Origin of the sequence: Brachymonas denitrificans (genome assembly GCF_907163135.1) — a bacterium.
GTDB classification, from domain to species: Bacteria; Pseudomonadota; Gammaproteobacteria; order Burkholderiales; family Burkholderiaceae_C; genus Brachymonas; species Brachymonas denitrificans_A.
Map to the genome: position 1 here is coordinate 920,029 of NZ_CAJQUA010000001.1, position 19,407 is coordinate 939,435.

18 protein-coding genes are annotated in these 19,407 nt (G+C 63.4%); 13 read left to right on the forward strand and 5 right to left on the reverse strand.

Features of this window, described 5'->3' with window-relative positions; genetic code table 11:
• The first annotated feature begins 3 nt into the window (after positions 1-3).
• The 7 genes from tmk to KKQ75_RS04345 all read left to right on the forward strand — a co-directional run bounded on the left by tmk (position 4) and on the right by KKQ75_RS04345 (position 7,273).
• Positions 4-648, forward strand: a complete 645-nt coding sequence (tmk, locus tag KKQ75_RS04315) for a dTMP kinase (protein ID WP_213360585.1) — start codon at positions 4-6, stop codon at positions 646-648.
• Positions 645-1,733, forward strand: a complete 1,089-nt coding sequence (locus tag KKQ75_RS04320) for a DNA polymerase III subunit delta' (RefSeq protein WP_213360587.1) — start codon at positions 645-647, stop codon at positions 1,731-1,733. The genes tmk and KKQ75_RS04320 overlap by 4 nt, the downstream gene beginning before the upstream one ends.
• A 95-nt stretch (positions 1,734-1,828) precedes the next feature.
• Entirely contained in the window at positions 1,829-2,635 is an 807-nt protein-coding gene (locus tag KKQ75_RS04325; protein WP_213360588.1) for a TatD family hydrolase, read from the forward strand.
• A gap of 136 nt (positions 2,636-2,771) precedes the next feature.
• Positions 2,772-3,521, forward strand: a complete 750-nt coding sequence (locus KKQ75_RS04330) for an ankyrin repeat domain-containing protein (protein WP_213360589.1) — start codon at positions 2,772-2,774, stop codon at positions 3,519-3,521.
• A gap of 274 nt (positions 3,522-3,795) precedes the next feature.
• Positions 3,796-4,551 carry a fumarate reductase cytochrome b subunit gene (locus KKQ75_RS04335; protein WP_213360590.1) on the forward strand — a complete coding sequence of 252 codons (756 nt, stop codon included), beginning with the start codon at positions 3,796-3,798 and terminating at the stop codon, positions 4,549-4,551.
• Entirely contained in the window at positions 4,548-6,530 is a 1,983-nt protein-coding gene (locus tag KKQ75_RS04340; RefSeq protein ID WP_213360591.1) for a fumarate reductase flavoprotein subunit, read from the forward strand. Before KKQ75_RS04335 ends, KKQ75_RS04340 begins: the two co-directional genes overlap by 4 nt.
• On the forward strand, positions 6,527-7,273 hold the full coding sequence (locus KKQ75_RS04345; RefSeq protein WP_213360592.1) for a fumarate reductase iron-sulfur subunit: 747 nt from the start codon (positions 6,527-6,529) through the stop codon (positions 7,271-7,273). The genes KKQ75_RS04340 and KKQ75_RS04345 overlap by 4 nt, the downstream gene beginning before the upstream one ends.
• A gap of 133 nt (positions 7,274-7,406) precedes the next feature.
• On the opposite strand, the gene rquA is transcribed toward KKQ75_RS04345, so the two are convergent.
• Positions 7,407-8,081, reverse strand: coding sequence for a rhodoquinone biosynthesis methyltransferase RquA (gene rquA, locus KKQ75_RS04350; RefSeq protein WP_213360593.1), 675 nt, complete (start codon positions 8,079-8,081; stop codon positions 7,407-7,409).
• A 382-nt stretch (positions 8,082-8,463) separates the two neighbouring features.
• Between rquA and KKQ75_RS04355 the strand changes: the two genes are divergently transcribed.
• The 3 genes from KKQ75_RS04355 to KKQ75_RS04365 all read left to right on the forward strand — a co-directional run bounded on the left by KKQ75_RS04355 (position 8,464) and on the right by KKQ75_RS04365 (position 11,466).
• Positions 8,464-8,718 (forward strand): hypothetical protein, encoded by a 255-nt coding sequence (locus tag KKQ75_RS04355; RefSeq protein ID WP_213360594.1) that lies wholly within the window; start codon positions 8,464-8,466, stop codon positions 8,716-8,718.
• Between the two features lie 194 nt (positions 8,719-8,912).
• Positions 8,913-9,506: a TRAP transporter small permease subunit gene (locus KKQ75_RS04360; RefSeq protein ID WP_213360595.1), complete on the forward strand. Its 594-nt coding sequence runs from the start codon at positions 8,913-8,915 to the stop codon at positions 9,504-9,506.
• Between the two features lie 16 nt (positions 9,507-9,522).
• Positions 9,523-11,466 carry a TRAP transporter large permease gene (locus KKQ75_RS04365; RefSeq protein WP_213360596.1) on the forward strand — a complete coding sequence of 648 codons (1,944 nt, stop codon included), beginning with the start codon at positions 9,523-9,525 and terminating at the stop codon, positions 11,464-11,466.
• A gap of 123 nt (positions 11,467-11,589) precedes the next feature.
• Here the strand turns inward: KKQ75_RS04365 and KKQ75_RS04370 are convergent, their stop codons facing one another.
• From KKQ75_RS04370 to xseB, 4 genes are all read right to left on the reverse strand, one after another.
• Positions 11,590-12,738 carry a TRAP transporter substrate-binding protein gene (locus KKQ75_RS04370; RefSeq protein ID WP_213360597.1) on the reverse strand — a complete coding sequence of 383 codons (1,149 nt, stop codon included), beginning with the start codon at positions 12,736-12,738 and terminating at the stop codon, positions 11,590-11,592.
• Positions 12,739-12,825: 87 nt separating this feature from the next.
• Positions 12,826-14,709, reverse strand: coding sequence for a 1-deoxy-D-xylulose-5-phosphate synthase (dxs, locus tag KKQ75_RS04375; protein WP_213360598.1), 1,884 nt, complete (start codon positions 14,707-14,709; stop codon positions 12,826-12,828).
• 122 nt (positions 14,710-14,831) lie between these two features.
• Entirely contained in the window at positions 14,832-15,734 is a 903-nt protein-coding gene (locus tag KKQ75_RS04380) for a polyprenyl synthetase family protein (RefSeq protein ID WP_213360599.1), read from the reverse strand.
• Positions 15,731-15,988, reverse strand: a complete 258-nt coding sequence (gene xseB / locus KKQ75_RS04385; protein ID WP_213360601.1) for an exodeoxyribonuclease VII small subunit — start codon at positions 15,986-15,988, stop codon at positions 15,731-15,733. Before xseB ends, KKQ75_RS04380 begins: the two co-directional genes overlap by 4 nt.
• Positions 15,989-16,348: 360 nt before the next feature.
• On the opposite strand from xseB, the gene KKQ75_RS04390 reads away from it, so the two are divergent.
• The 3 genes from KKQ75_RS04390 to KKQ75_RS04400 all read left to right on the forward strand — a co-directional run bounded on the left by KKQ75_RS04390 (position 16,349) and on the right by KKQ75_RS04400 (position 19,396).
• Positions 16,349-17,488, forward strand: a complete 1,140-nt coding sequence (locus tag KKQ75_RS04390; RefSeq protein ID WP_213360603.1) for an aromatic ring-hydroxylating oxygenase subunit alpha — start codon at positions 16,349-16,351, stop codon at positions 17,486-17,488.
• A gap of 97 nt (positions 17,489-17,585) precedes the next feature.
• Complete coding sequence (locus KKQ75_RS04395; RefSeq protein ID WP_213360605.1) at positions 17,586-18,473, forward strand: DMT family transporter; 888 nt, start codon at positions 17,586-17,588, stop codon at positions 18,471-18,473.
• Positions 18,474-18,505: 32 nt separating this feature from the next.
• A complete protein-coding gene (locus KKQ75_RS04400; protein ID WP_213360606.1) occupies positions 18,506-19,396 on the forward strand; it encodes a sulfurtransferase in 891 nt (296 codons plus the stop codon).
• The last annotated feature ends 11 nt before the right edge of the window (positions 19,397-19,407 follow it).

The following is a 19,407-nucleotide window of genomic DNA, read 5'->3' on the forward strand; positions in this document are numbered from 1 at the left end:
GGCATGAACGCTTCTTCCCAAGGCCTGTTCATCAACTTCGAAGGCATCGACGGCGCCGGCAAAACCACCCATATCGGCACCCTGGCCGAGGCCTTTGCACGCCAGGGCCGCGTGGTGCTGCGCACGCGCGAGCCTGGCGGCACAGCTCTGGCCGAAAAACTCCGTGCGCTGGTGCTGCATGATCCCATGGGCGCGTTGACCGAGGCCTTGCTGGTGTTTGCCGCGCGCTGCGACCATGTGCAGCAGGTGATTGCGCCCGCGCTGGCCCGCGGCGAAGTCGTGCTGTGCGACCGTTTTGCCGATGCCACCTTTGCCTACCAGGGGGCAGGACGCAATTTCGACTGGGACACGCTGCATGCACTCGAAGCCATGGTGCTGCGCCAGGAAGACGGCTCGCAACTGCAGCCCGACCTGACCCTGTGGTTCGACGTTCCCCCCGCCATTGCGGCCCGGCGTCTGGCCGATGCCCGCCAGCCTGACAAGTTCGAGTCCGAATCGGGTGCTTTCTTCGAGCGCGTGGCCTCCGGCTACGCACGCCGCATGCAGGAGGCGCCGGCACGCTTTGCGCGCATCGATGCATCCTGCACGCCCGGACAGGTCTGGGAGCAGGTAGCCGCTGTGATGAAGCGGAAAGGCTGGCTGGCATGAGCCGTACACGCAGCACAGCAGCAGAAGTGGCTCCGGTGGAGCGCGACCGGCCTTTGGCTCCCTGGCTCCGGCAGCAGGCGGTAGCCCTGCTGCAGCAGCGCGGCCATGCCTGGCTGCTGCAAGGGCCCACGGGACTTGGCCAGTACGATCTGGGCCTGGCGCTGGTGCAGGCCTGGCTGTGCGATCATCCCCAGCCGGACGGTATCGCCTGCGGCCAGTGCGAAAGCTGCCATGCCATTGCCGTGCGCACCCATCCCGATCTGCAGGTGCTGATGCCGGAAACGGACATGCTGGCCTATGCCTGGCCGCTCGACGAAAAGGCGCAGAAGGAACTGGACGACAAGAAGCGCAAGCCCAGCAAGGACATCCGCGTCGAGGCCATGCGCGATGCCATCGAGTTTGCCCAGCGCACCAGCAGCCGCGCGCGCGGCAAGGCGGTGCTGATCTATCCGGCCGAACGCATGAACCACGTTACGGCCAACGCCTTGCTCAAGACGCTGGAAGAGCCGGTCGGCAACGTGCGTTTCGTGCTGGCGACCGAGGCTGCGCATCTGCTGCTGCCCACCATCCGCAGCCGCTGCATGACGCATACCCTGGACTGGCCCCGGCAGGCCGAGGCACAGGTCTGGCTGAAAGAGCAGGGTCTATCGGAAGAGGACGCCCAGGTGCTGCTGCGTGCCGCCGGCGGGCGGGCAGCAGATGCCCATGAACTGGCCCGGTCCGGCGTGCGCGCCGCCGACTGGCGCAAGCTGCCGCAGGCGGCCTGCCAGGCGCACGTTCAGGCGTTTGCCGGCTTTGCGCCGGCGCAGGCGATCGACGTGCTGCAGAAGATCTGTCACGATGCGCTGGCCGTCAAGGCGGGCGCTGCGCCGCGCTTCTTTGCCAGCGAGGATTTTCCGGCAGCAGGGCGCCTGGCCGGCTGGCGCGCCATCAGCCAGTGGGGCAAGCGCCTGGCGCAGGATCGCCGCTCCGCCGAGCATCCCTACAACCCGGGCCTGTTCCTGGAAGACCTGGTGGCCCAAGCGGGCAGGGCGCTGCTGGCGCCGTCCACCGGCGCTGGCCAGCGGCCGCGGATGGGGCGCTAGAGCGCTGCATCACCAACCGGAAATACCCTCCAGATGGCCTGCGAAAGAACAATAATTTACTTGAAAAAATCAATCCAGAAGATTGATTGTTAATGATGTTTGTCGATTCCCACTGCCACCTCAACTTCCCCGAACTGCGTGACAAGATCGAGTCCATCCGTGATTCCATGAACGAGGCGCAGGTCGACCGTGCACTCGTCATCAGCACCACGCTGGAGGAATTTCCGGACGTGCATGCGCTGGCCATGCGCTACGACAACTTCTGGGCCACCGCAGGCGTGCATCCGGACACCGAGGGCCTGGAAGAGCCTACGCTGGACAAGCTGCTTGAACTCGGCAGCCTGCCGCGCGTGCAGGGTATCGGCGAAACCGGCCTGGACTACTATCGCCTCAACGGCCGCAGCCTGGCCGACATGGAGTGGCAGCGCGAGCGCTTCCGCACTCACATCCGCGCCGCGCGGCAGCTCGGCAAGCCGCTGGTCATCCACACCCGCAGCGCGTCCGAAGACACGCTGGCCATTCTGCGGGAAGAGGGCGAGGACGGCAGCGCGGGGTCTGCCGGCGGCGTTTTTCATTGCTTTACCGAAACCGAGGCCGTGGCCCGCGCCGCGCTCGACATGGGTTTCCACATCTCCTTCTCGGGCATCGTCACCTTCCGTAACGCCCAGGATCTGCGCGATGTGGCAGCATTCGTGCCGATGGATCGCCTGCTGATCGAGACCGACAGCCCCTATCTGGCACCGGTGCCGTACCGCGGCAAGATCAATACGCCCGCCTACGTGCCGCATGTGGCCCGCCAGCTGGCTGAAGTGAGGCAATGCTCCATAGAGCAGATCGCCGAGGCAACTTCACGTAATTTCGAGCTTTTGTTTCTCATGGAACAGGATCTCGAAAGAGCTTGAAGCAGGATCATGAATAAACGGCATCTTGATGATTTCATTGAAGTCAATGAAACCATGAAATGACGCCAAACCAGAGAAATTACTTTGGGAGTGAAATCGAAAGATGATGAAGAAAATCCTTTATTCCTTTGTTTTTATGTTTGTTTCTGCTGTCGCATTGGCTGCCCCGGTGGATGACCTGATGGTGGCGGTGAAACGTGACAGCGACGTCACCGCGCGTGAGCTGATCCGCCGTGGCGTCGACGTCAACGCACTGGACCAGAACGGCCGCACGGCGCTGACGGTAGCCATCCAGGAACAGTCGGCCAAGGTGCTGCCGGTGCTGCTCAACGCCCGCGGCATCAACCTCAGCACTCCGAACAAATTCGGCGAGTCGCCTTTGATGATGGCCATCATCGGCAACCAGACCGAACTGGCCAAGCAGCTGATTGCCCGTGGTGCCGCCACCAACAAGGGGGGCTGGTCGCCGCTGCATTACGCTGCCACGCGCGGCAACGTCGAAATCATGCGCCTGCTGCTGGCGCGCGATGCCTATATCGACGCCAAGGCGCCCAACCTGGCCACGCCGCTAATGATGGCGGCACAGTATGGTAGCGAGGATGCTGTGCGCTTCCTGCTCTCGCGCCAGGCCGACCCCTGGGATCGCGACACCCTGGGCCATACCCCGCTGGAATACGCGAAGCGAGGCGGCAAGGAGGACAGCATCGCGCTGATTGCAGCTGCCCAGCGCAAGCGCAGGGATCCAGGCAAGGTCAGGCCGCTCGCTCCGCTGTCACCGGCGTCTGCAGCCGAACTGCGTGGAGAGCCGATACCGGAAAATCCGGAGTCCATTCCCATGATCTATCCGCCCGGACAGGAGCCGGCAGCGCCCGCTCCGTTGCCCTGAGACCCTGCTGCGAAGGTCTTTCTACCGGGTCCTGTTCCTTGGGAAGGGAGCAGGACCTTTGTGCTTGCCGGTCCAGCCGAGGGCAGGGTACCCCTTGCCGGCCATTGCCGTTTACGTTGCTATTTCCTCACACAATTGCGCCAGATGCTGGTATTCAAGACCGCGAAAGTGAAAGAAGGGGAGGCAATTCACGATATATCTTGACATCAAGATATTGTGCGGCGCAACATCGGGAGTATAGTTACAAGAAAAGAAGTCTTCGGAGTATGCCCCCATGCGATCAGCTACCACTCCTGTCGTATCCGGCCAGCGCGCCTCAAGCTGGCCTGCCGCCCTGGATCTTGTCCAGAGTCTTTCCGGCCTGGCGCTCGGCCTGTTCATGTGGTTCCACATGGGCTTTGTCTCCACCATCCTGATCAGCGAGGACCTTTTCTGGATCGTGGCGCGCATGTTCGAAGGGTATTTCATCTTCGGCAAACCGTATTACTGGATTGTTTCCATTGTCGTGGCCGCGGTGTTCATGCTGCTCGGCCTGCACGCCTTGCTCGCGCTGCGCAAGTTCCCTGCAGACTGGGCCCAGTACCGCAGCATGGGCAGGCACAGCAGCCGCCTGCGCCACGGCGACACCTGGCTGTGGCTGATCCAGGTAGCGACCGGTTTTGCGCTGTTCTTCCTGGCCCCGGTGCACCTCTACACCATGATGAGCCACCCCGAACTGATCGGCCCGTACGAATCGGCTGACCGGGTCTGGACCGGCAATTTCTGGCCGCTGTACCTGATCCTGCTGTTCGCCGTCGAGCTGCACGCCACCATCGGCCTGTATCGCCTTGCGCTCAAGTGGGGCTGGCTGCCTTCGGCTGATTCCGAAGCAGGTCGCCGCCGTCTGGTGCGCATCAAGTGGGCGCTGACGGCCTTCTTCCTGGTGCTTGGTCTGGCTTCGCTGGCCGCCTACATCAAGCTGGGTATCGAGCATGCCCCCAACGCAGGTGAGCTTTATACGCCGGCATGGATCCAGGAGGAAGCGCAATGAAAATCCGGCATACCGATGTGCTCGTGATTGGCGGTGGCCTGGCCGGACTGCGCTGCGCCGTAGGGGCACGCCGCCGCGGGCTGGACGTGCGCATCCTCTCGCTGGTGCCTGCCAAGCGCTCCCATTCCGTGGCCGCCCAGGGCGGCATGCAGGCAAGCCTGGCCAACGCCATCAAGGGCGCCGGCGACAACGAGGATGTGCATTTCGAGGATACGGTGCGCGGCTCCGACTGGGGGTGCGATCAGCTGGTCGCCCGCATGTTCACCCACATGGCGCCCAAGGCCGTGCGCGAACTGGCCGCCTGGGGCGTGCCGTGGAACCGCGTGCGCAAGGGCGACCACGAAGCCGTCATCAACGGCCAGCGTGTCACGCTGACCGAGCGCGACGAAGCCCACGGCCTGATCACCGCGCGCGATTTTGGCGGCACGCGCAAATGGCGCACCTGCTACACCTCCGACGGTACCGGCCACGCCATGCTGTACGCGCTGGGTGACCGTGCCGTGGCGGAGAGCATTCCCGTGGACGAGCGCGTGGAAGCGATTGCGCTGATCCACGACGGCGGCCGCTGCCAGGGCGCGGTGGTGCGGGATCTGATCACGGGTGAACTGACTGCCTGGATGGCCGAAGCCACCGTGATGGCCACCGGCGGCCATGGTCGCATCTATGGCGTCTCCACCAACGCACTGATCAACGAAGGCATGGGCGCCGCCCTGGCTCTGGAAACCGGCGTGGCCCGTCTGGCCAACATGGAAGCGGTGCAGTTCCACCCCACGGCCATCGTGCCGGCCGGCATTCTCGTGACCGAGGGTTGCCGTGGCGACGGCGGCCTGCTGCGCGACGTGGACGGCCACCGTTTCATGCCCGATTACGAGCCGGAAAAGGCCGAACTGGCCTCGCGCGACGTGGTTTCGCGCCGCATGGCCGAGCATATTCGGCGCGGCAAGGGCGTTCCTGGCGATGCGACCAAGCCCGAGCACCTGTGGCTGGACATCACCGGCCTGGGCGCGGCGCATATCGACAAGAACCTGCGCGAAGTGAAGGACATCTGCCAGTATTTCCTGGGCATCGATCCCGCGAAGGACTGGATCCCGGTGCGTCCCACCCAGCACTACTCCATGGGCGGCATCCGCACCAACCACCGCGGCGAAAGCCCCTGGCTGCGCGGCCTGTTCGCCTGCGGCGAGGCGGCTTGCTGGGACCTGCACGGCTTCAACCGCCTGGGCGGCAACTCGGTGGCAGAAACCGTGGTCGCCGGCATGCTGGTAGGCGAATACGTCGCCGACTATGTGGAGCAGGAGGGCGGCCGACTGAGCATGAGCCCCGGACTGGCGCGCGAGGCGCTGGCCCGCGAGGAGGCCCGCATCGGCGCCATCCTGGCACGCCCGGGCCATGAAGATGCGCAGGCCATCCGCCGCTCCATGGAAGACATCATGACGCGCCAGGTCGGCCTGTTCCGCGACGAGGCCGGCCTGAGCGAAGCCGTTGACAGCCTGCAGAAGCTGCTGCAGCGCTCCGAACAGATCGGCACGCGCTACAAGGGCCGCGATGCCAGCCCGGAACTGGTGCTGGCCATGCGTCTGCCGCGCATGCTCAAGCTGGCGCTGGTCACCGCGCAGGGCGCGCTGGCGCGCCAGGAAAGCCGGGGTGCGCACGCCCGCGAGGATTTCCCGCAGCGCAACGACCGCGACTGGCTGTGCCGCACGCTGGTGAGCTGGAAAGAGGGCGGGGCGCCCGCCTTCGAATACGAACCCATTGCCATCGACACGATGGAACTGCCGCCCGGTTTCCGTGGCTACGGCGCCCGCAACATTCTTGAAAACCCGGCAACTGCAGACCGCCAGGCCGTGGTGGACGCGATCCGTGCCGACCACACGGGCCAGCCGCGTACCGCCGTGCAGGAGCAATTGCTGCCATTCCGCGAAAGTCTTCCGGCCCGTTACCGGGGAGACAACGCACGTTTGCCCGAGGTGCAGCCATGAGCCGAACCCTGACGTTCTCCATCTTTCGTCACAACCCGCGCGATCCGGCGTCCACGCCGCGTGTCGAAAACTACCCGCTGACCGAAGCTGCCGGCATGACGCTGTTCATCGCGCTCAACCAGATCCGCGAGAACCAGGCGCCCGACCTGAACTTCGACTTCGTCTGTCGTGCCGGCGTCTGTGGCTCCTGCGCCATGCTGATCAACGGCCGCCCGGGCCTGGCCTGCCGCACGCTCACGCAGACCCTGCCGGAGCAGATCACGCTCTATCCCTTGCCGGGATTTGCGCTGATTGCCGATCTGTCGGTCAATACCGGCATCTGGATGCGAGAAATGGCTGAACGCCTGCAGACCTGGGTGCATGGCCACGACGACCCCGACGTGGATGCCATGGAAACGCCCATGGAGCCTGAAATGGCCGAAGCCATCTACGAACTGGACCGCTGCATCGAGTGTGGCTGCTGCGTGGCAGCCTGCGGCACGGCGCAGATGCGCCCCGACTTCGTTGCGGCCGTCGGCCTCAACAAGATCGCGCGCTTCCGCCTGGATCCGCGCGACCAGCGTACCGATGCGGACTACTACGAGGTGGTTGGCAACGACCAGGGAATTTTCGGCTGCATGAGCCTGCTGGGCTGTGAAGACCTCTGCCCGAAGGGTCTGCCGCTGCAGACGCAGCTCGCCTATATGCGACGCAAGATGGCCATGCAGGGCGTACGCAAGTGGATTCCGCTTGCGCGCGCCTGATTAGATCATTCTGAAAAGAAATTTCTTTTCATAACAATGCGGTATCACGCACTGTTAAAGTAAAAGGCCATGACAAAAGTCATGGCCTTTTGCATGCAGGCGCCCGGAAACAGGGCGCTTGCGAAGAGGGCGCTCAGGCGCGTACCACCTCGATGATCTGGTACAGGCCGCCAAAGTAGGTCTTCTTGCTGATGCTCGCGGCCTTGAACTCGGCCGGGAACCAGTCGGTGATCTCGCGCTTCCACAGGTCAAGCGCATAGGGTTCGAGCGTCTTGAGCACCAGGTGCATCACCGGGTACAGCGGATGCAGGCGACTGGGCTTGTGATAGTCCACGAACACGATCTTGCCGCCGGGCTTGACCACACGGAAAGCTTCGCGCACGGTCTTCACGCGCACATCCTCGGGCTGCTCGTGCAGCAGGAAATACAGCAAGGCACGGTCGTAGCTGCCATCGGCCTGCGGCAACGCAGCGCTGTTGGCCTGGATGATGCCAACCTTGCTCTGCGTGCCCAGCTTGCGCTTGAGGTTCTCGATCTGCACCGGCAGCACGTCGATCACGTCCAGCTGGCTTTCGTCGGCGTGGCGGGCCGCCATGCGTGCCGTCAGGTCGCCGTAGACGCAGGCCACCTGCAGGCTGCGGCCGGCAAGCTGCTGGCCGAAGGCATCCAGGGCCATGTCGCGCAGACGCGGGAAGTTGCCCCACAGGATCAGGTTGACCAGCCACTGACGCTCGAAGCGCTGTACGGCTTCGGGCGTGACGTAGGCCCAGGAATACGTATCGGACAGGTACCGCGGCGGTGCAGACATGGCGCTTACGGCTACGGCTTGGGGATGAGTCTTGACGTCAGGCACGGGAGGTGGCTTTCCTATACTGCTTGTAGGGATTAGGGAAAACCATGTTTTACCATGCTGGCGTGACGGCTTTCCTCCTGAAGTGTAGTAGATGACAGTTTCAGTCACCCTGAATGACAATTTGCCGCACATTCGGTCGAAAGTTGGGCAGAAAGCGTTGCTGCAATGCAGCATAAGCCCGCCGACTTTATTTGATACGATGTATATTATGTCAAATTACATGTGGGACAGCGTCAGCAAGGCAATGCGTGGCTCACCCACAATCCGCCCTGTTCCTACATCACTCCACCGTTTCGACCAGCCACAATGGCGCCGTCAACAACACGGCACAGGCACCATGGCTGAATGGTTCTCCCGCTTCGACTGGCTGCAATGGCTGGCCATGTTCATCACCGTGGCTGCGGCCTGGTTCACCGCCTCGTCGCGCGAGGAGCGCCGCCGCATCGGTTTTTGGACCTTCCTGCTCAGCAACGCCGTATGGGCCTGGTGGGCCCTGCAGCACGATGCGCCTGCCTTGCTGGTGCTGCAGATTGCCCTGGCCTTCATGAATATCCGCGGCGCACGACGCAACGCCGATGACGACAGCCCCTGAAGCCCTGCGTGGAGCTTCACAAACCCATGAAAATCTCCTCAAGCGGGGTTTTCCCCGACCTGTCGTGCATTTCCGCCGGGTAACAGCGCTCTCAAGCCGTAAAATGCGTTGCTCCCCGTCATTGTGATGTCAGCTGACTCTGGCAGCCAAAATGCAATGCGCGGGCACTATGTAGTCGTTTTCCCGGAGACACCATGTCCTTGCTCCTGCAACTGTCCAGGGCCATTGATGCGCTCAACCGCTTCGTCGGCAAGTTCGTCATCTGGCTGATCCTGGCTTCCACACTGATCAGTGCCATCAATGCCGTGGTGCGCAAGCTGTTCAACGTCAGTTCCAATGCCTACCTCGAAATCCAGTGGTACCTGTTTGCCTGGGCCTTCCTGGTCGCCGCCGGCTACACGCTGCTGAATCAGGAACACGTGCGTATCGACGTGCTCAACAGCAAGCTCTCCAAGCGCGCCCAGATGTGGGTGGATATTGCAGGTTTTGCCCTGTTCCTCACACCGCTTTGCCTGGTGGTGCTGTATTTCGGCATCCCGATGCTGATCCAGCAGTACCAGACCGGCGAAATGTCCGGCAACCCCGGCGGCCTGATCCGCTGGCCGGTATGGGTCGCACTGCCACTGGGCTTTGTGCTGCTGTTGCTGCAGGGCTGGTCAGAACTGATCAAGCGCGTCGCGTTCCTGCAGGGTCGCATTCCCGATCCCACGATCAAGGAAGGCGAGAAAAGCGCCGAAGAAGCGCTGGCCGAGGCCATCCGCAAGAATGAAGAAAACAAGAATGCCTGAGCGGAGCGCCTGAACCATGGAATTCATTACCTCCAACTTTGCCCCGATCATGTTTGCGGGGTTGATCGTCTTTCTGCTGATCGGCTTCCCGGTTGCCTTCAGCCTGGGAGCCTGCGGGCTGTTCTTCGGCTTCATCGGTATCGAGCTGGGCGTTCTGCCCGCTTCGCTGATGCAGGCCCTGCCCCTGCGTCTGTTCGGCATCATGCAGAACGATACCCTGCTGGCTGTGCCCTTCTTTACGCTGATGGGCCTGATCCTGGAACGCAGCGGCATGGCCGAGGACCTGCTGGATACCGTCGGCCAGGTGTTCGGTCCGATGCGCGGCGGCCTGGCACTTGCCGTGGTGTTCGTGGGCGCCCTGCTGGCCGCAACCACCGGCGTCGTGGCTGCGTCGGTCATTTCCATGGGCCTGATTTCCCTGCCCATCATGCTGCGCTACGGCTACGACCGTCGTCTTGCCAGTGGCGTGATTGCCGCCTCCGGCACGCTGGCGCAGATCATTCCGCCTTCGCTGGTGCTGATCATCATGGCCGACCAGCTGGGGCGCAGCGTGGGCGACATGTACAAGGGCGCCTTCATTCCCGGCTTCATGTTGATGGGCCTGTATGCGGTGTACGTCATCGTGCTCGCGATCTTCAAGCCCTCGCGCGTCCCTGCCCTGCCGCCCGAGGCGCGCATTTACCGCGAGCCCAACGGCAGCGGCGGCTACCAGTCGCTGCTGGTGCTGACCGTGCTGTCCACGCTGGTGGCCGTGTTTCTGGCGCGCCACATGGCCGATATCCATACCTGGATCGAAGGCAAGCCCGTGACCAGCGTGCCCACCGACGAGAAAATCGTCGTCGCCATGTGTGGCGGCGTGTTTGTGGCCTGGGTGATCGCCATGGTCAACAAGGTGACCGGCATGGGCCTGCTGTCCAAGCTGGCCGAGCGCGTGACTTTCGTGCTCATCCCTCCCCTGCTGCTGATCTTCCTGGTGCTGGGTACCATCTTCCTGGGCATTGCCACCCCGACCGAGGGCGGTGCCATGGGCGCCGTGGGTGCCCTGATCATGGCGCTGGCACGCGGCCGCATGAGCTTCGATCTGCTCAAGCAGGCGCTTGCCTCCACCACCAAGCTGGCCAGCTTCGTGATGTTCATCCTGATCGGCGCAACGGTGTTCAGCCTGGTGTTCCAGGGGGCGGACGGCCCGCGCTGGGTGGAGCACCTGTTGTCCGACCTGCCGGGCGGCGCCGTGGGCTTCCTGATCCTGGTGAACGTCATGATCTTCTTCCTGGCGTTCTTCCTGGACTACTTCGAGCTGTCCTTCATCGTGGTGCCGCTGCTGGCCCCCGTTGCTGAAAAACTGGGTATCGACCTGATCTGGTTCGGTGTGCTGCTGGCGGTGAACATGCAGACCTCCTTCCTGCACCCGCCCTTCGGCTTCGCCCTGTTCTTCCTGCGCTCGGTGGCTCCGGCCAAGCCCTATCTGGACAAGGTCACACAGAAGGTCACCCAGCCGGTCACTACCATGCAGATCTACTGGGGTGCCGTGCCCTTCGTGCTGATCCAGCTGATCATGGTGGGCGTGCTGATCGCCTTCCCGGGCTTGGTGACGGGCAACCTGGATGCCAAACAGACCTACGATCTGGACAAGGTCGGTGCGCAAATGCGTGACAGTCTGGGCGCTCCGCCGCTGGAAGGCATGGATGCGCCGGCCGGTGGCACCACCATGCCCACGCCTCCCGCCGGCGGCGGTCTGGCCCCGGCGGACGATCTCGTGCCGACGGATCCGGTGATTGGTGCGCCGGGAGCAGCGTCAGCGGCGAGCGCGCCGGCCCCTGCCCAGGCGCCCGCTCCCGCTCCGGCGGCGAAATCCGGCAGTGCGGATCCGCTGGCTCCGCCTCCGGCCGCTGGCGATGGCAGCGGCTTCAGTGATGATCCGATGGCAGCCATGAAGCGCAGTGTGCCGAAGGCGCAGTAAGCGGCCTTGCCCCCCTCCCCTGCACGCCCCCTCGCGGGGCGTTTTTCATGCCTGGGGTAAAGATCCGCCCACAAAAAAGCCGCCCCGAAGGGCGGCTTGACTCTCCTGAAAGGCCGAAACGGCTTACAGGTTGTTCAGCGTAGCCATGTAGCTGTTGTAGCGGAACTCGGAGAAGCGGTTCCACAGGATCTGGTCACGCTGGAACGCGCGCATGTCCTGGTGCACTTTCTTGAATTCGGGCGACTTGGCCTCGTGCTCGGCGAACACTTCCATGGCGGCCTTGTAGCCGGCGTCCATGATTTCCTTGGAGAACGGCATCAGCTTGGTACCGGCTGCCACCAGATTCTTCAGGGCGATCGGGTTCTTGGCGTCGTACTTGGTGGTCATGTCGCGGGCAGCCACCTTCATGGCCGCAATCACGATGGCCTTGTTGGTCTCGGACAGCGCCTCGAAGGCCTTCTTGTTGACGAAGAACTCCAGGTCTGCGCCACCCTCCCACCAGCCGGGGTAGTAATAGTACGGAGCGACCTTGTTGAAGCCCAGCTTCTCGTCGTCGTACGGGCCGACGAATTCGGTGGCGTCCAGCGTGCCTTTTTCCAGCGCCTGGTACACATCGCCGGCGGGCATGTTCTGCGCCACCACGCCCAGCTTGGCCATGGTTTCACCGAAAATGCCGCCACCCAGACGCATCTTCAGGCCCTGCAGGTCGGCCACGGTCTTGATTTCCTTGCGGTACCAGCCACCCATCTGGGTGCTGGTGTTGCCGGCGCTGGCAGAGAAGAAGTTGTACTTGGCGTAGAACTCGTTCATCAGCTTGCCGCCATTGCCCTGCTCTTTCCAGGAATCCATCTGGCGGGCCGTCAGACCGAAGGGAACGGCGCAGCTGAATGCGAACAGCGGATCCTTGCCGGTGAAGTAGTAGGAAGCGGTCTGGGCCATTTCCACGGTGTTGTTCTGCAAGGCATCCACCACGCCGAAGGCAGGCATCAGCTCGCCAGCCGGGTGCACGGACACCTCGAACTTGCCACCGGACAGTTCCTTGACCGTTTTGGCGAACATTTCGGCGCTGCCGAAGATGGTGTCGAGCGATTTCGGGAAGCTGGAAGCCAGACGCCAGCGCACGGTGTCGCCAGTCTGGACGGCGGGAGCGCCGCCGGAAGCCGCTGCAGCTGCAGGAGCTGCTTCTTCCTTCTTGCCGCAGGCTGCCAGTGCGCCCGCAGCGACGGTAGCGCCAGCAATGCCCAGGTTTTTCACAAGTGAACGACGATCCATTCCAATCTCCGGTTACAACAAGAAACAGTCAAATTTGACTGCAAAATTATACGGTCGACGCTGTCAGTTTCTGTTCAGGGTTTTTTCTTAAGACGCACGTTCGATCGGAGATTTTTGCAGCAGTTCGCCGAAACGGCGCTCCACGCTGGCCCTGATGCCCGCTGCGTCCAAGCCCTGCAACTGCAGCAGCCTGGCCGGATCGCCATGCTCGATGAAGACGTCCGGGAAGCCCAGCTGCAGCACCGGGCAGCCAATGCCCTTCGCCTGCAGGTATTCAAGTACGGCGCTGCCGGCACCCCCCATGATGCAGCCATCCTCGATGGTGACGATGGCATCGTGCGTGCGCGCGACCTCATCCAGCAAAACGTGATCCAGGGGCTTGGCCCAGCGCATGTTGGCCACGGTGGCGTCGAGCTGCTCGGCGGCTTCGAGCGCGGGATACAGCAGCGTGCCGAAAGCCAGCAGTGCAATGCGCTGGCCCTTGCGGCGGATTTCTCCCTTGCCGAACGGCAGGTCTTCCAGGTTGGTGGCCGGCACCGTGCCCACACCAGCGCCGCGCGGATAGCGCACGGTCACCGGGTGATTCTGGCGATAGGCAGTGGTGAGCAGTTGACGGCACTCGGCCTCGTCTGCCGGGCAGGCCACGCTCATGTTGGGAATGCAGCGTGTAAACGCAATGTCGTAGTTGCCGGCGTGGGTAGCACCATCGGCACCCACCAGGCCGGCGCGGTCCAGTGCAAACACCACGGGCAGATTCTGCAGCGCCACGTCATGCACCATCTGGTCGTAGGCGCGCTGCAGGAAGGTGGAATAGATCGCGACCACCGGCTTGAGCCCTTCGCAGGCCAGACCACCGGCAAAGGTCACGGCATGCTGTTCGGCGATGCCGACGTCGTAGTAGCGCTTGGGGAAACGGTGGTGGAATTCCACCATGCCCGAGCCCTCGCGCATGGCCGGCGTGATGCCCACCAGGCGTTCGTCGGCCGCAGCCATGTCGCACAGCCACTGGCCGAACACCTGGGTAAAGGTGGTCTTGGGCGGCGTGGCAGGTTTCTGCAGGCCGATGCTGGGGTCGAACTTGCCGGGACCGTGGTAGGCGATCGGATCGGCCTCGGCCAGCTGGTAGCCCTGCCCCTTGCGCGTGACCACGTGCAGGAACTGCGGACCCTTGAGGTGCTTGATGTTTTCCAGCGTGGGAATCAGCGAATCGAGGTCGTGACCGTCGATGGGGCCGATGTAGTTGAAGCCGAACTTCTCGAACAGCGTGGCCGGCACCACCATGCCCTTGGCCTGCTGTTCCAGACGCTTGGCCAGCGACAGCAGCGGCGGCGCGTTCTTGAGCACGGTCTTGCCGACATTCTTGGCTGCCGCATAGAACTGGCCGCTCATGAGCTGGGCCAGATAGCGGTTGAGCGCACCCACCGGCGGGCTGATGCTCATGTCGTTGTCGTTCAGAATCACCAGCAGGCGGATGTCTTCCTCCACGCCGGCATTGTTCAGTGCCTCGAAGGCCATGCCCGCGGTCATGGCGCCATCGCCGATCACGGCGATGCTGTAGCGCTCGTCCCCCTTCTGGCGCGCGGCAATGGCCATGCCCATGGCGGCCGAGATGCTGGTAGAGGAATGGGCGGTACCGAAAGTGTCGTATTCACTTTCATCACGCCGCGGGAAACCGCTCAGGCCGCCGAGCTGGCGCAGCGTGCCCATGCGGTCGCGGCGACCGGTGAGGATCTTGTGCGGATAGGTCTGGTGGCCGACGTCCCAGACGATGCGGTCTTCGGGCGTGTTGTAGACATAGTGCAGCGCGACCGACAGCTCGACCGTGCCTAGGTTGGAACTCAGGTGCCCGCCGGTTTGCGACACGCTGTCCAGCAGGAATGCCCGCAACTCGTCGGCAAGGGACTGCAACTGCTGGCGCGGCAGATTGCGCAAGTCTTTCGGGGAGTGGATGCTGTCGAGCAATGCGGACATCGAGGAGGAATCCTGAAATTCTTGTAGTCGGGCCTGCCCTGCCCCGTGGCGCGGCGTCATGACACACCGGCCCCGGCTGCGGGCGCATGGCTGAATTGTACCGGTGGGCTGCGGCGCTTCGCTCAGAAAGCGCGTTCAATCACCAGATCGGCCAGGGCCCGCAAGATGTCTGTGCGTTCGAGGCCACTGGCCTGCAGGGCCTGCAGCGCTTCGTCGTGCAGCTGGCGGGCGTAGGCGCGCGAGGCATCCAGGCCCAGCAGCGAGACATAGGTGGGCTTGTCGTTCGCGGCATCCTTGCCGGCAGTCTTGCCCAGGGTCTGCGAGTCGGCTGTCACGTCGAGGATGTCATCGACCACCTGGAAGGCCAGGCCGATGGCGGCGCCATACTGCTGCAGCGCGGTATGGGTATCCGATGATGCATTGCTGCAGGCTGCGCCCATGACCACGCTGGCCTGCAACAGGGCACCCGTCTTGAGGGCGTGCATGCGCTGCAGCTCGGAACGGCTCAGCGCCACGCCGACACTGGCCAGGTCGATGGCCTGGCCGCCGGCCATGCCGTGGCCGCCAGCGGCGCGCGCCAGCAAACGGCAGAGGGTGGCCTGCATGGCGGAGGGAATGTCCTCTTCGGCAGCATCCGGCGTCAGCAGTTCGAAGGCCAGGGCCTGCAGGGCGTCGCCCGCCAGCAGGGCCGTGGCTTCGCCGTAGGCGACATGCACGGTGGGCTTGCCGCGGCGGAGCACATCGTTGTCCATGCAGGGCATGTCGTCGTGCACCAGCGAGTAGGCGTGGATCAGTTCAACGGCACAGGCGCCGCGCAGGGCTGCGGCCCGCAGGCCACCGGTGGCTTCGCAGGCGGCCAGCACCAGCAGCGGGCGCAGGCGCTTGCCGCCGTCGAGCACGGCGTAGCGCATGGCTTCGCCCAGGTCTTTGGGAGCGTCACGCCCTACCCAGTCGGACAGCGCCTGCTCGACGCGGTCGAGCTGCTGCTGCATCCATTGCGCAAATTCGGGAGTGGATGCGCTCATGTGTTGTCCTCTTCCAGGGCACGCGTGCCGATGCCTTGCGAACCGGACTCGAGCACGCGGATCTGGTCCTCCACTGCCGTGAGCTTCTGCTTGCAGAATGCCAGCAGCGCCGCGCCGCGCTGGTAGCTGGCGAGCAATTCGTCGAGCGGGGTCTGGCCCGATTCCAGGGTCTGGACCAGATTCTCGAGTTCGGTCAGCGCTTCTTCGTAGGTATCAGGCAATGGCGTGGCGGTGGAGGGAGGCAGGCTGCTCATCAGGGAGGGACTTCACTTTCGGATGGAAGGATGATTGTACGCCCCGCGCCACGTGGGGCAAGCTGCCCCATCGCCTCGCACGAAGCCCGCCAGCGGCCGCAACAAGGCCTTCAAGCGACTGTCATGTGACATGCATGAAAATCTGTCGCAAAAATCCATAAGATGTTGATTTCCATGCGAAATAGCGGCGTTTTGTGGCGCTCCCGCTGCACAAATCCGGGGGGCGGGATACAATACGCCTTCGCCGGTGGGGGCATGGTGGCATGTGCTTCCTTCGCATGTGGTTCATCCATGCTTCACACCTTTTCGCGCGCCAGCGCACCCTGCCCCTTCATAGGGGGAGTCTCAGGTCAGGACAAGATGTCTGATTTAAGTCTTCAATTACAGCAGGCCACAAGCCAGTTCCCCGTCAGCAGTTATTTCAGCGAGGCGCTTTTCAAGCGTGAACTCGAAACAATATTCGCCCATGGTCCGCGTTACGTGGGCCATGCTGCCGCCGTGCCGAACGTGGGCGACTATTACGCGCTGCCGCAGGAGAACGAAGGCCGTGCACTGGTGCACACGCCCAATGGCATCGAGCTGGTGTCCAACGTCTGCCGCCACCGTCAGGCCGTCATGCTCAAGGGACGCGGCAATCTGGGAGCCGAGGCCGGCGGCAATATCGTCTGCCCGCTGCACCGCTGGACCTACAACAGCAGCGGCAAGCTGCTGGGTGCGCCACATTTCAGCCATGATCCCTGCCTGAACCTGAACAACTACAAGCTGCACAACTGGCACGGCATGCTGTTCGAGGACAACGGCCGCGACATCCACGCGGACCTAGCCAACATGGGGCCGGCGGCCGCACTCGATTTCGACGGCTTCGTGCTGAGCCATGTCGAATCGCATATCTGCAACTACAACTGGAAGACCTTCATCGAGGTCTATCTGGAGGATTACCACGTCGGCCCGTTCCATCCGGGCCTGGGCAACTTCGTCACCTGCGACGATCTGGCCTGGGAGTTCAAGCCCGAGTATTCGGTGCAGACGGTCGGCATTGCCAACCAGCTCAAGAAGCCCGGCAGCGCCGTGTACCAGAAATGGCACGAAGTGCTGATGCAGTACCGCAACGGCGAACTGCCCGAGCATGGCGCCATCTGGCTGACCTACTACCCGCACATCATGGTGGAGTGGTATCCCAACGTGCTGACCGTCTCCACGCTGCACCCGCTGGCCGTGGACAAGACGCTGAACCTGGTGGAGTTCTTCTACCCCGAGGAAATCGCCGCATTCGAGCCGGAATTCATCGAGGCGCAAAAGGCTGCCTATATGGAAACCTGCATCGAGGACGACGAGATCGCCGAGCGCATGGATGCCGGCCGCAAAGCGCTGCTGGAGCGGGGCGACAACGAAGTCGGCCCCTACCAGAGCCCGATGGAAGATGGCATGCAGCATTTCCACGAATGGTATCGCCGCAAGGTGGGCAACCCCGAGGAACTGGCGACCGACGCCCTGCGCTGATCGCCCCGGACCCGCCGCGGTTCCTTACAATAGCCAGCAGACGCCAGCCGCTGCTGGCTATTTTCTTGCCCCCTTCCTTCTACTCCGCAGTTTCTTCATGCAAGCCCTCTGGATGGCGCTCGGCGCCCTGTTCTTCGCCATCATGGGGGTGTGCATCAAGCTGGCGGCGCAGGCGGGCTATGGCACGCTGGAGATCGTGTTCTACCGCGGGCTGACGGGGGTGGTGCTGTTCAGCGCCCTGCTCTGGCTGCGCGGCACTCCGCTGGCCACTCCCGTGCCTTTGCTGCATGTTCGGCGCAATGTGGCGGGCATCACGGCGATGTCGCTGTGGTTCTACGCGATCGGGCATCTGCCGTTTGCCACCTCGATGACACTCAACACCATGAGCAGTGTCTGGCTGGGTACGCTGGTGATCGTGGCTGCATGGTGGAAGACGCGGCGCATTGCCTATCCCTGGCTGTTCGTGGCGGTGCTGTGCGGTTTTGTGGGCGTGGTGCTGCTGCTCAATCCGCGCATGGCAGGCAATGACCCGCTGGCAGCCCTGCTGGGACTGGTTTCGGGAATGATGTCGGCGCTGGCCTATCTGCAAGTGAGCGCGCTGGGGCGTGCCGGTGAACCCGAGACGCGCACGGTGTTCTATTTTTCGCTCGGCACCACGCTGGTGGGACTGGTGGGTACCCTGCTGTTTGCCGGGTTTTCGTTGCTGGAATGGCGCACGGCCTGGCTGCTGCCGGCCACGGGGATCTTTGCCTCGCTGGGCCAGTGGTGCATGACGCGCGCCTACACGCGCGGCTCGACGCTGGTGGTGGCCACCCTGCAGTATCTGGGCATCGTCTATGCTTCGCTGTTCAGCCTGTGGCTGTTCCATGAGCGGCTGGAGCCGGCGGCCTGGCTGGGCATGGTTATCATTGTGCTTTCCGGCATAGCCGCCACCTGGGTGCGTCAGCACCAGGCCATGCAGCAGGCCGCCCGGAATGCAGGCTGACAGCCCCGACCAGAACAATAGCGGAGACACCGATGTACACCACCCTCATCACGCCCACCCAGCTGCACGAACTCCAGAGCCAGGGCAAGCCCCTGATGGTGTTCGACTGCAGCTTCGACCTGATGCAGCCCGATCTGGGCGTGCAGCAGTACCTGGAAGCCCATGTGCCGGGTGCCCTTTATGTGGACCTGGATACCTATCTCAGCTCCAGCGATCCGGACAATGCCGCCAGTGGCGGCCGTCATCCGCTGCCGGTACGCTCGGATTGCGTGCACGCGCTGCGCCGCGTGGGCTTTGCCAACGACATGCAGGCGGTCGTCTATGACCGTAGCGGAAACAATTATTGCGGACGCCTGTGGTGGATCATGAAGTGGCTCGGCCATGACAACGTGGCCGTTCTGGATGGCGGCCTTGCGGCCTGGCAGGAAGCCGGTTACCCGGTGGAATCCGGCCCGCACCCGATCAGCCAGCAGATGGAAAGCGGCGCCTACGCCATGGTGGACAAGCCCTTTGAGCTGAACAAGCCGCTGGTGCGTCTGGTCTCCACCGACGAAGTGGCGCAAAGCCTGGGCAAGGGGGAGTGCACGCTGATCGATTCCCGTGCAGCGGCGCGCTACAGCGGCGAGGAAGAAATGCTCGATCCGGTTGCCGGCCATATTCCGGGCGCGCTGAACCGGCCGTATGCCGAAAACATGGACGCCAGCGGTCGCCTCAAGCCTGCCGAGGTATTGCGCCAGGAATTCGAGGCCCTGCTGGCCGGGCGCGACGCCAGCCGCGTGACCGTGTATTGCGGCAGCGGCGTCAGCGCCATTCCGAACGTGCTGGCGATGGAAATCGCCGGCCTGCCCCGCCCTGCCCTGTATGGCGGCAGCTGGAGCGAGTGGTGCACGACGAAGCCGGAGCTGCCGGTGGAGCGCGGTTGAACTGTGTGCCT

Excerpts from the sequence above, each read along its gene's own strand:
- tmk (WP_213360585.1), top strand. The coding sequence starts at position 4 with ATGAACGCTTCTTCCCAAGGCCTGTTCATCAACTTCGAAGGCATCGAC.
- KKQ75_RS04320 (WP_213360587.1), top strand. The coding sequence starts at position 645 with ATGAGCCGTACACGCAGCACAGCAGCAGAAGTGGCTCCGGTGGAGCGC.
- KKQ75_RS04325 (WP_213360588.1), top strand. The coding sequence starts at position 1,829 with ATGTTTGTCGATTCCCACTGCCACCTCAACTTCCCCGAACTGCGTGAC.
- KKQ75_RS04330 (WP_213360589.1), top strand. The coding sequence starts at position 2,772 with ATGTTTGTTTCTGCTGTCGCATTGGCTGCCCCGGTGGATGACCTGATG.
- KKQ75_RS04335 (WP_213360590.1), top strand. The coding sequence starts at position 3,796 with ATGCGATCAGCTACCACTCCTGTCGTATCCGGCCAGCGCGCCTCAAGC.
- KKQ75_RS04340 (WP_213360591.1), top strand. The coding sequence starts at position 4,548 with ATGAAAATCCGGCATACCGATGTGCTCGTGATTGGCGGTGGCCTGGCC.
- KKQ75_RS04345 (WP_213360592.1), top strand. The coding sequence starts at position 6,527 with ATGAGCCGAACCCTGACGTTCTCCATCTTTCGTCACAACCCGCGCGAT.
- rquA (WP_213360593.1), bottom strand. The coding sequence starts at position 8,081 with ATGTCTGCACCGCCGCGGTACCTGTCCGATACGTATTCCTGGGCCTAC.
- KKQ75_RS04355 (WP_213360594.1), top strand. The coding sequence starts at position 8,464 with ATGGCTGAATGGTTCTCCCGCTTCGACTGGCTGCAATGGCTGGCCATG.
- KKQ75_RS04360 (WP_213360595.1), top strand. The coding sequence starts at position 8,913 with ATGTCCTTGCTCCTGCAACTGTCCAGGGCCATTGATGCGCTCAACCGC.
- KKQ75_RS04365 (WP_213360596.1), top strand. The coding sequence starts at position 9,523 with ATGGAATTCATTACCTCCAACTTTGCCCCGATCATGTTTGCGGGGTTG.
- KKQ75_RS04370 (WP_213360597.1), bottom strand. The coding sequence starts at position 12,738 with ATGGATCGTCGTTCACTTGTGAAAAACCTGGGCATTGCTGGCGCTACC.
- dxs (WP_213360598.1), bottom strand. The coding sequence starts at position 14,709 with ATGTCCGCATTGCTCGACAGCATCCACTCCCCGAAAGACTTGCGCAAT.
- KKQ75_RS04380 (WP_213360599.1), bottom strand. The coding sequence starts at position 15,734 with ATGAGCGCATCCACTCCCGAATTTGCGCAATGGATGCAGCAGCAGCTC.
- xseB (WP_213360601.1), bottom strand. The coding sequence starts at position 15,988 with ATGAGCAGCCTGCCTCCCTCCACCGCCACGCCATTGCCTGATACCTAC.
- KKQ75_RS04390 (WP_213360603.1), top strand. The coding sequence starts at position 16,349 with ATGTCTGATTTAAGTCTTCAATTACAGCAGGCCACAAGCCAGTTCCCC.
- KKQ75_RS04395 (WP_213360605.1), top strand. The coding sequence starts at position 17,586 with ATGCAAGCCCTCTGGATGGCGCTCGGCGCCCTGTTCTTCGCCATCATG.
- KKQ75_RS04400 (WP_213360606.1), top strand. The coding sequence starts at position 18,506 with ATGTACACCACCCTCATCACGCCCACCCAGCTGCACGAACTCCAGAGC.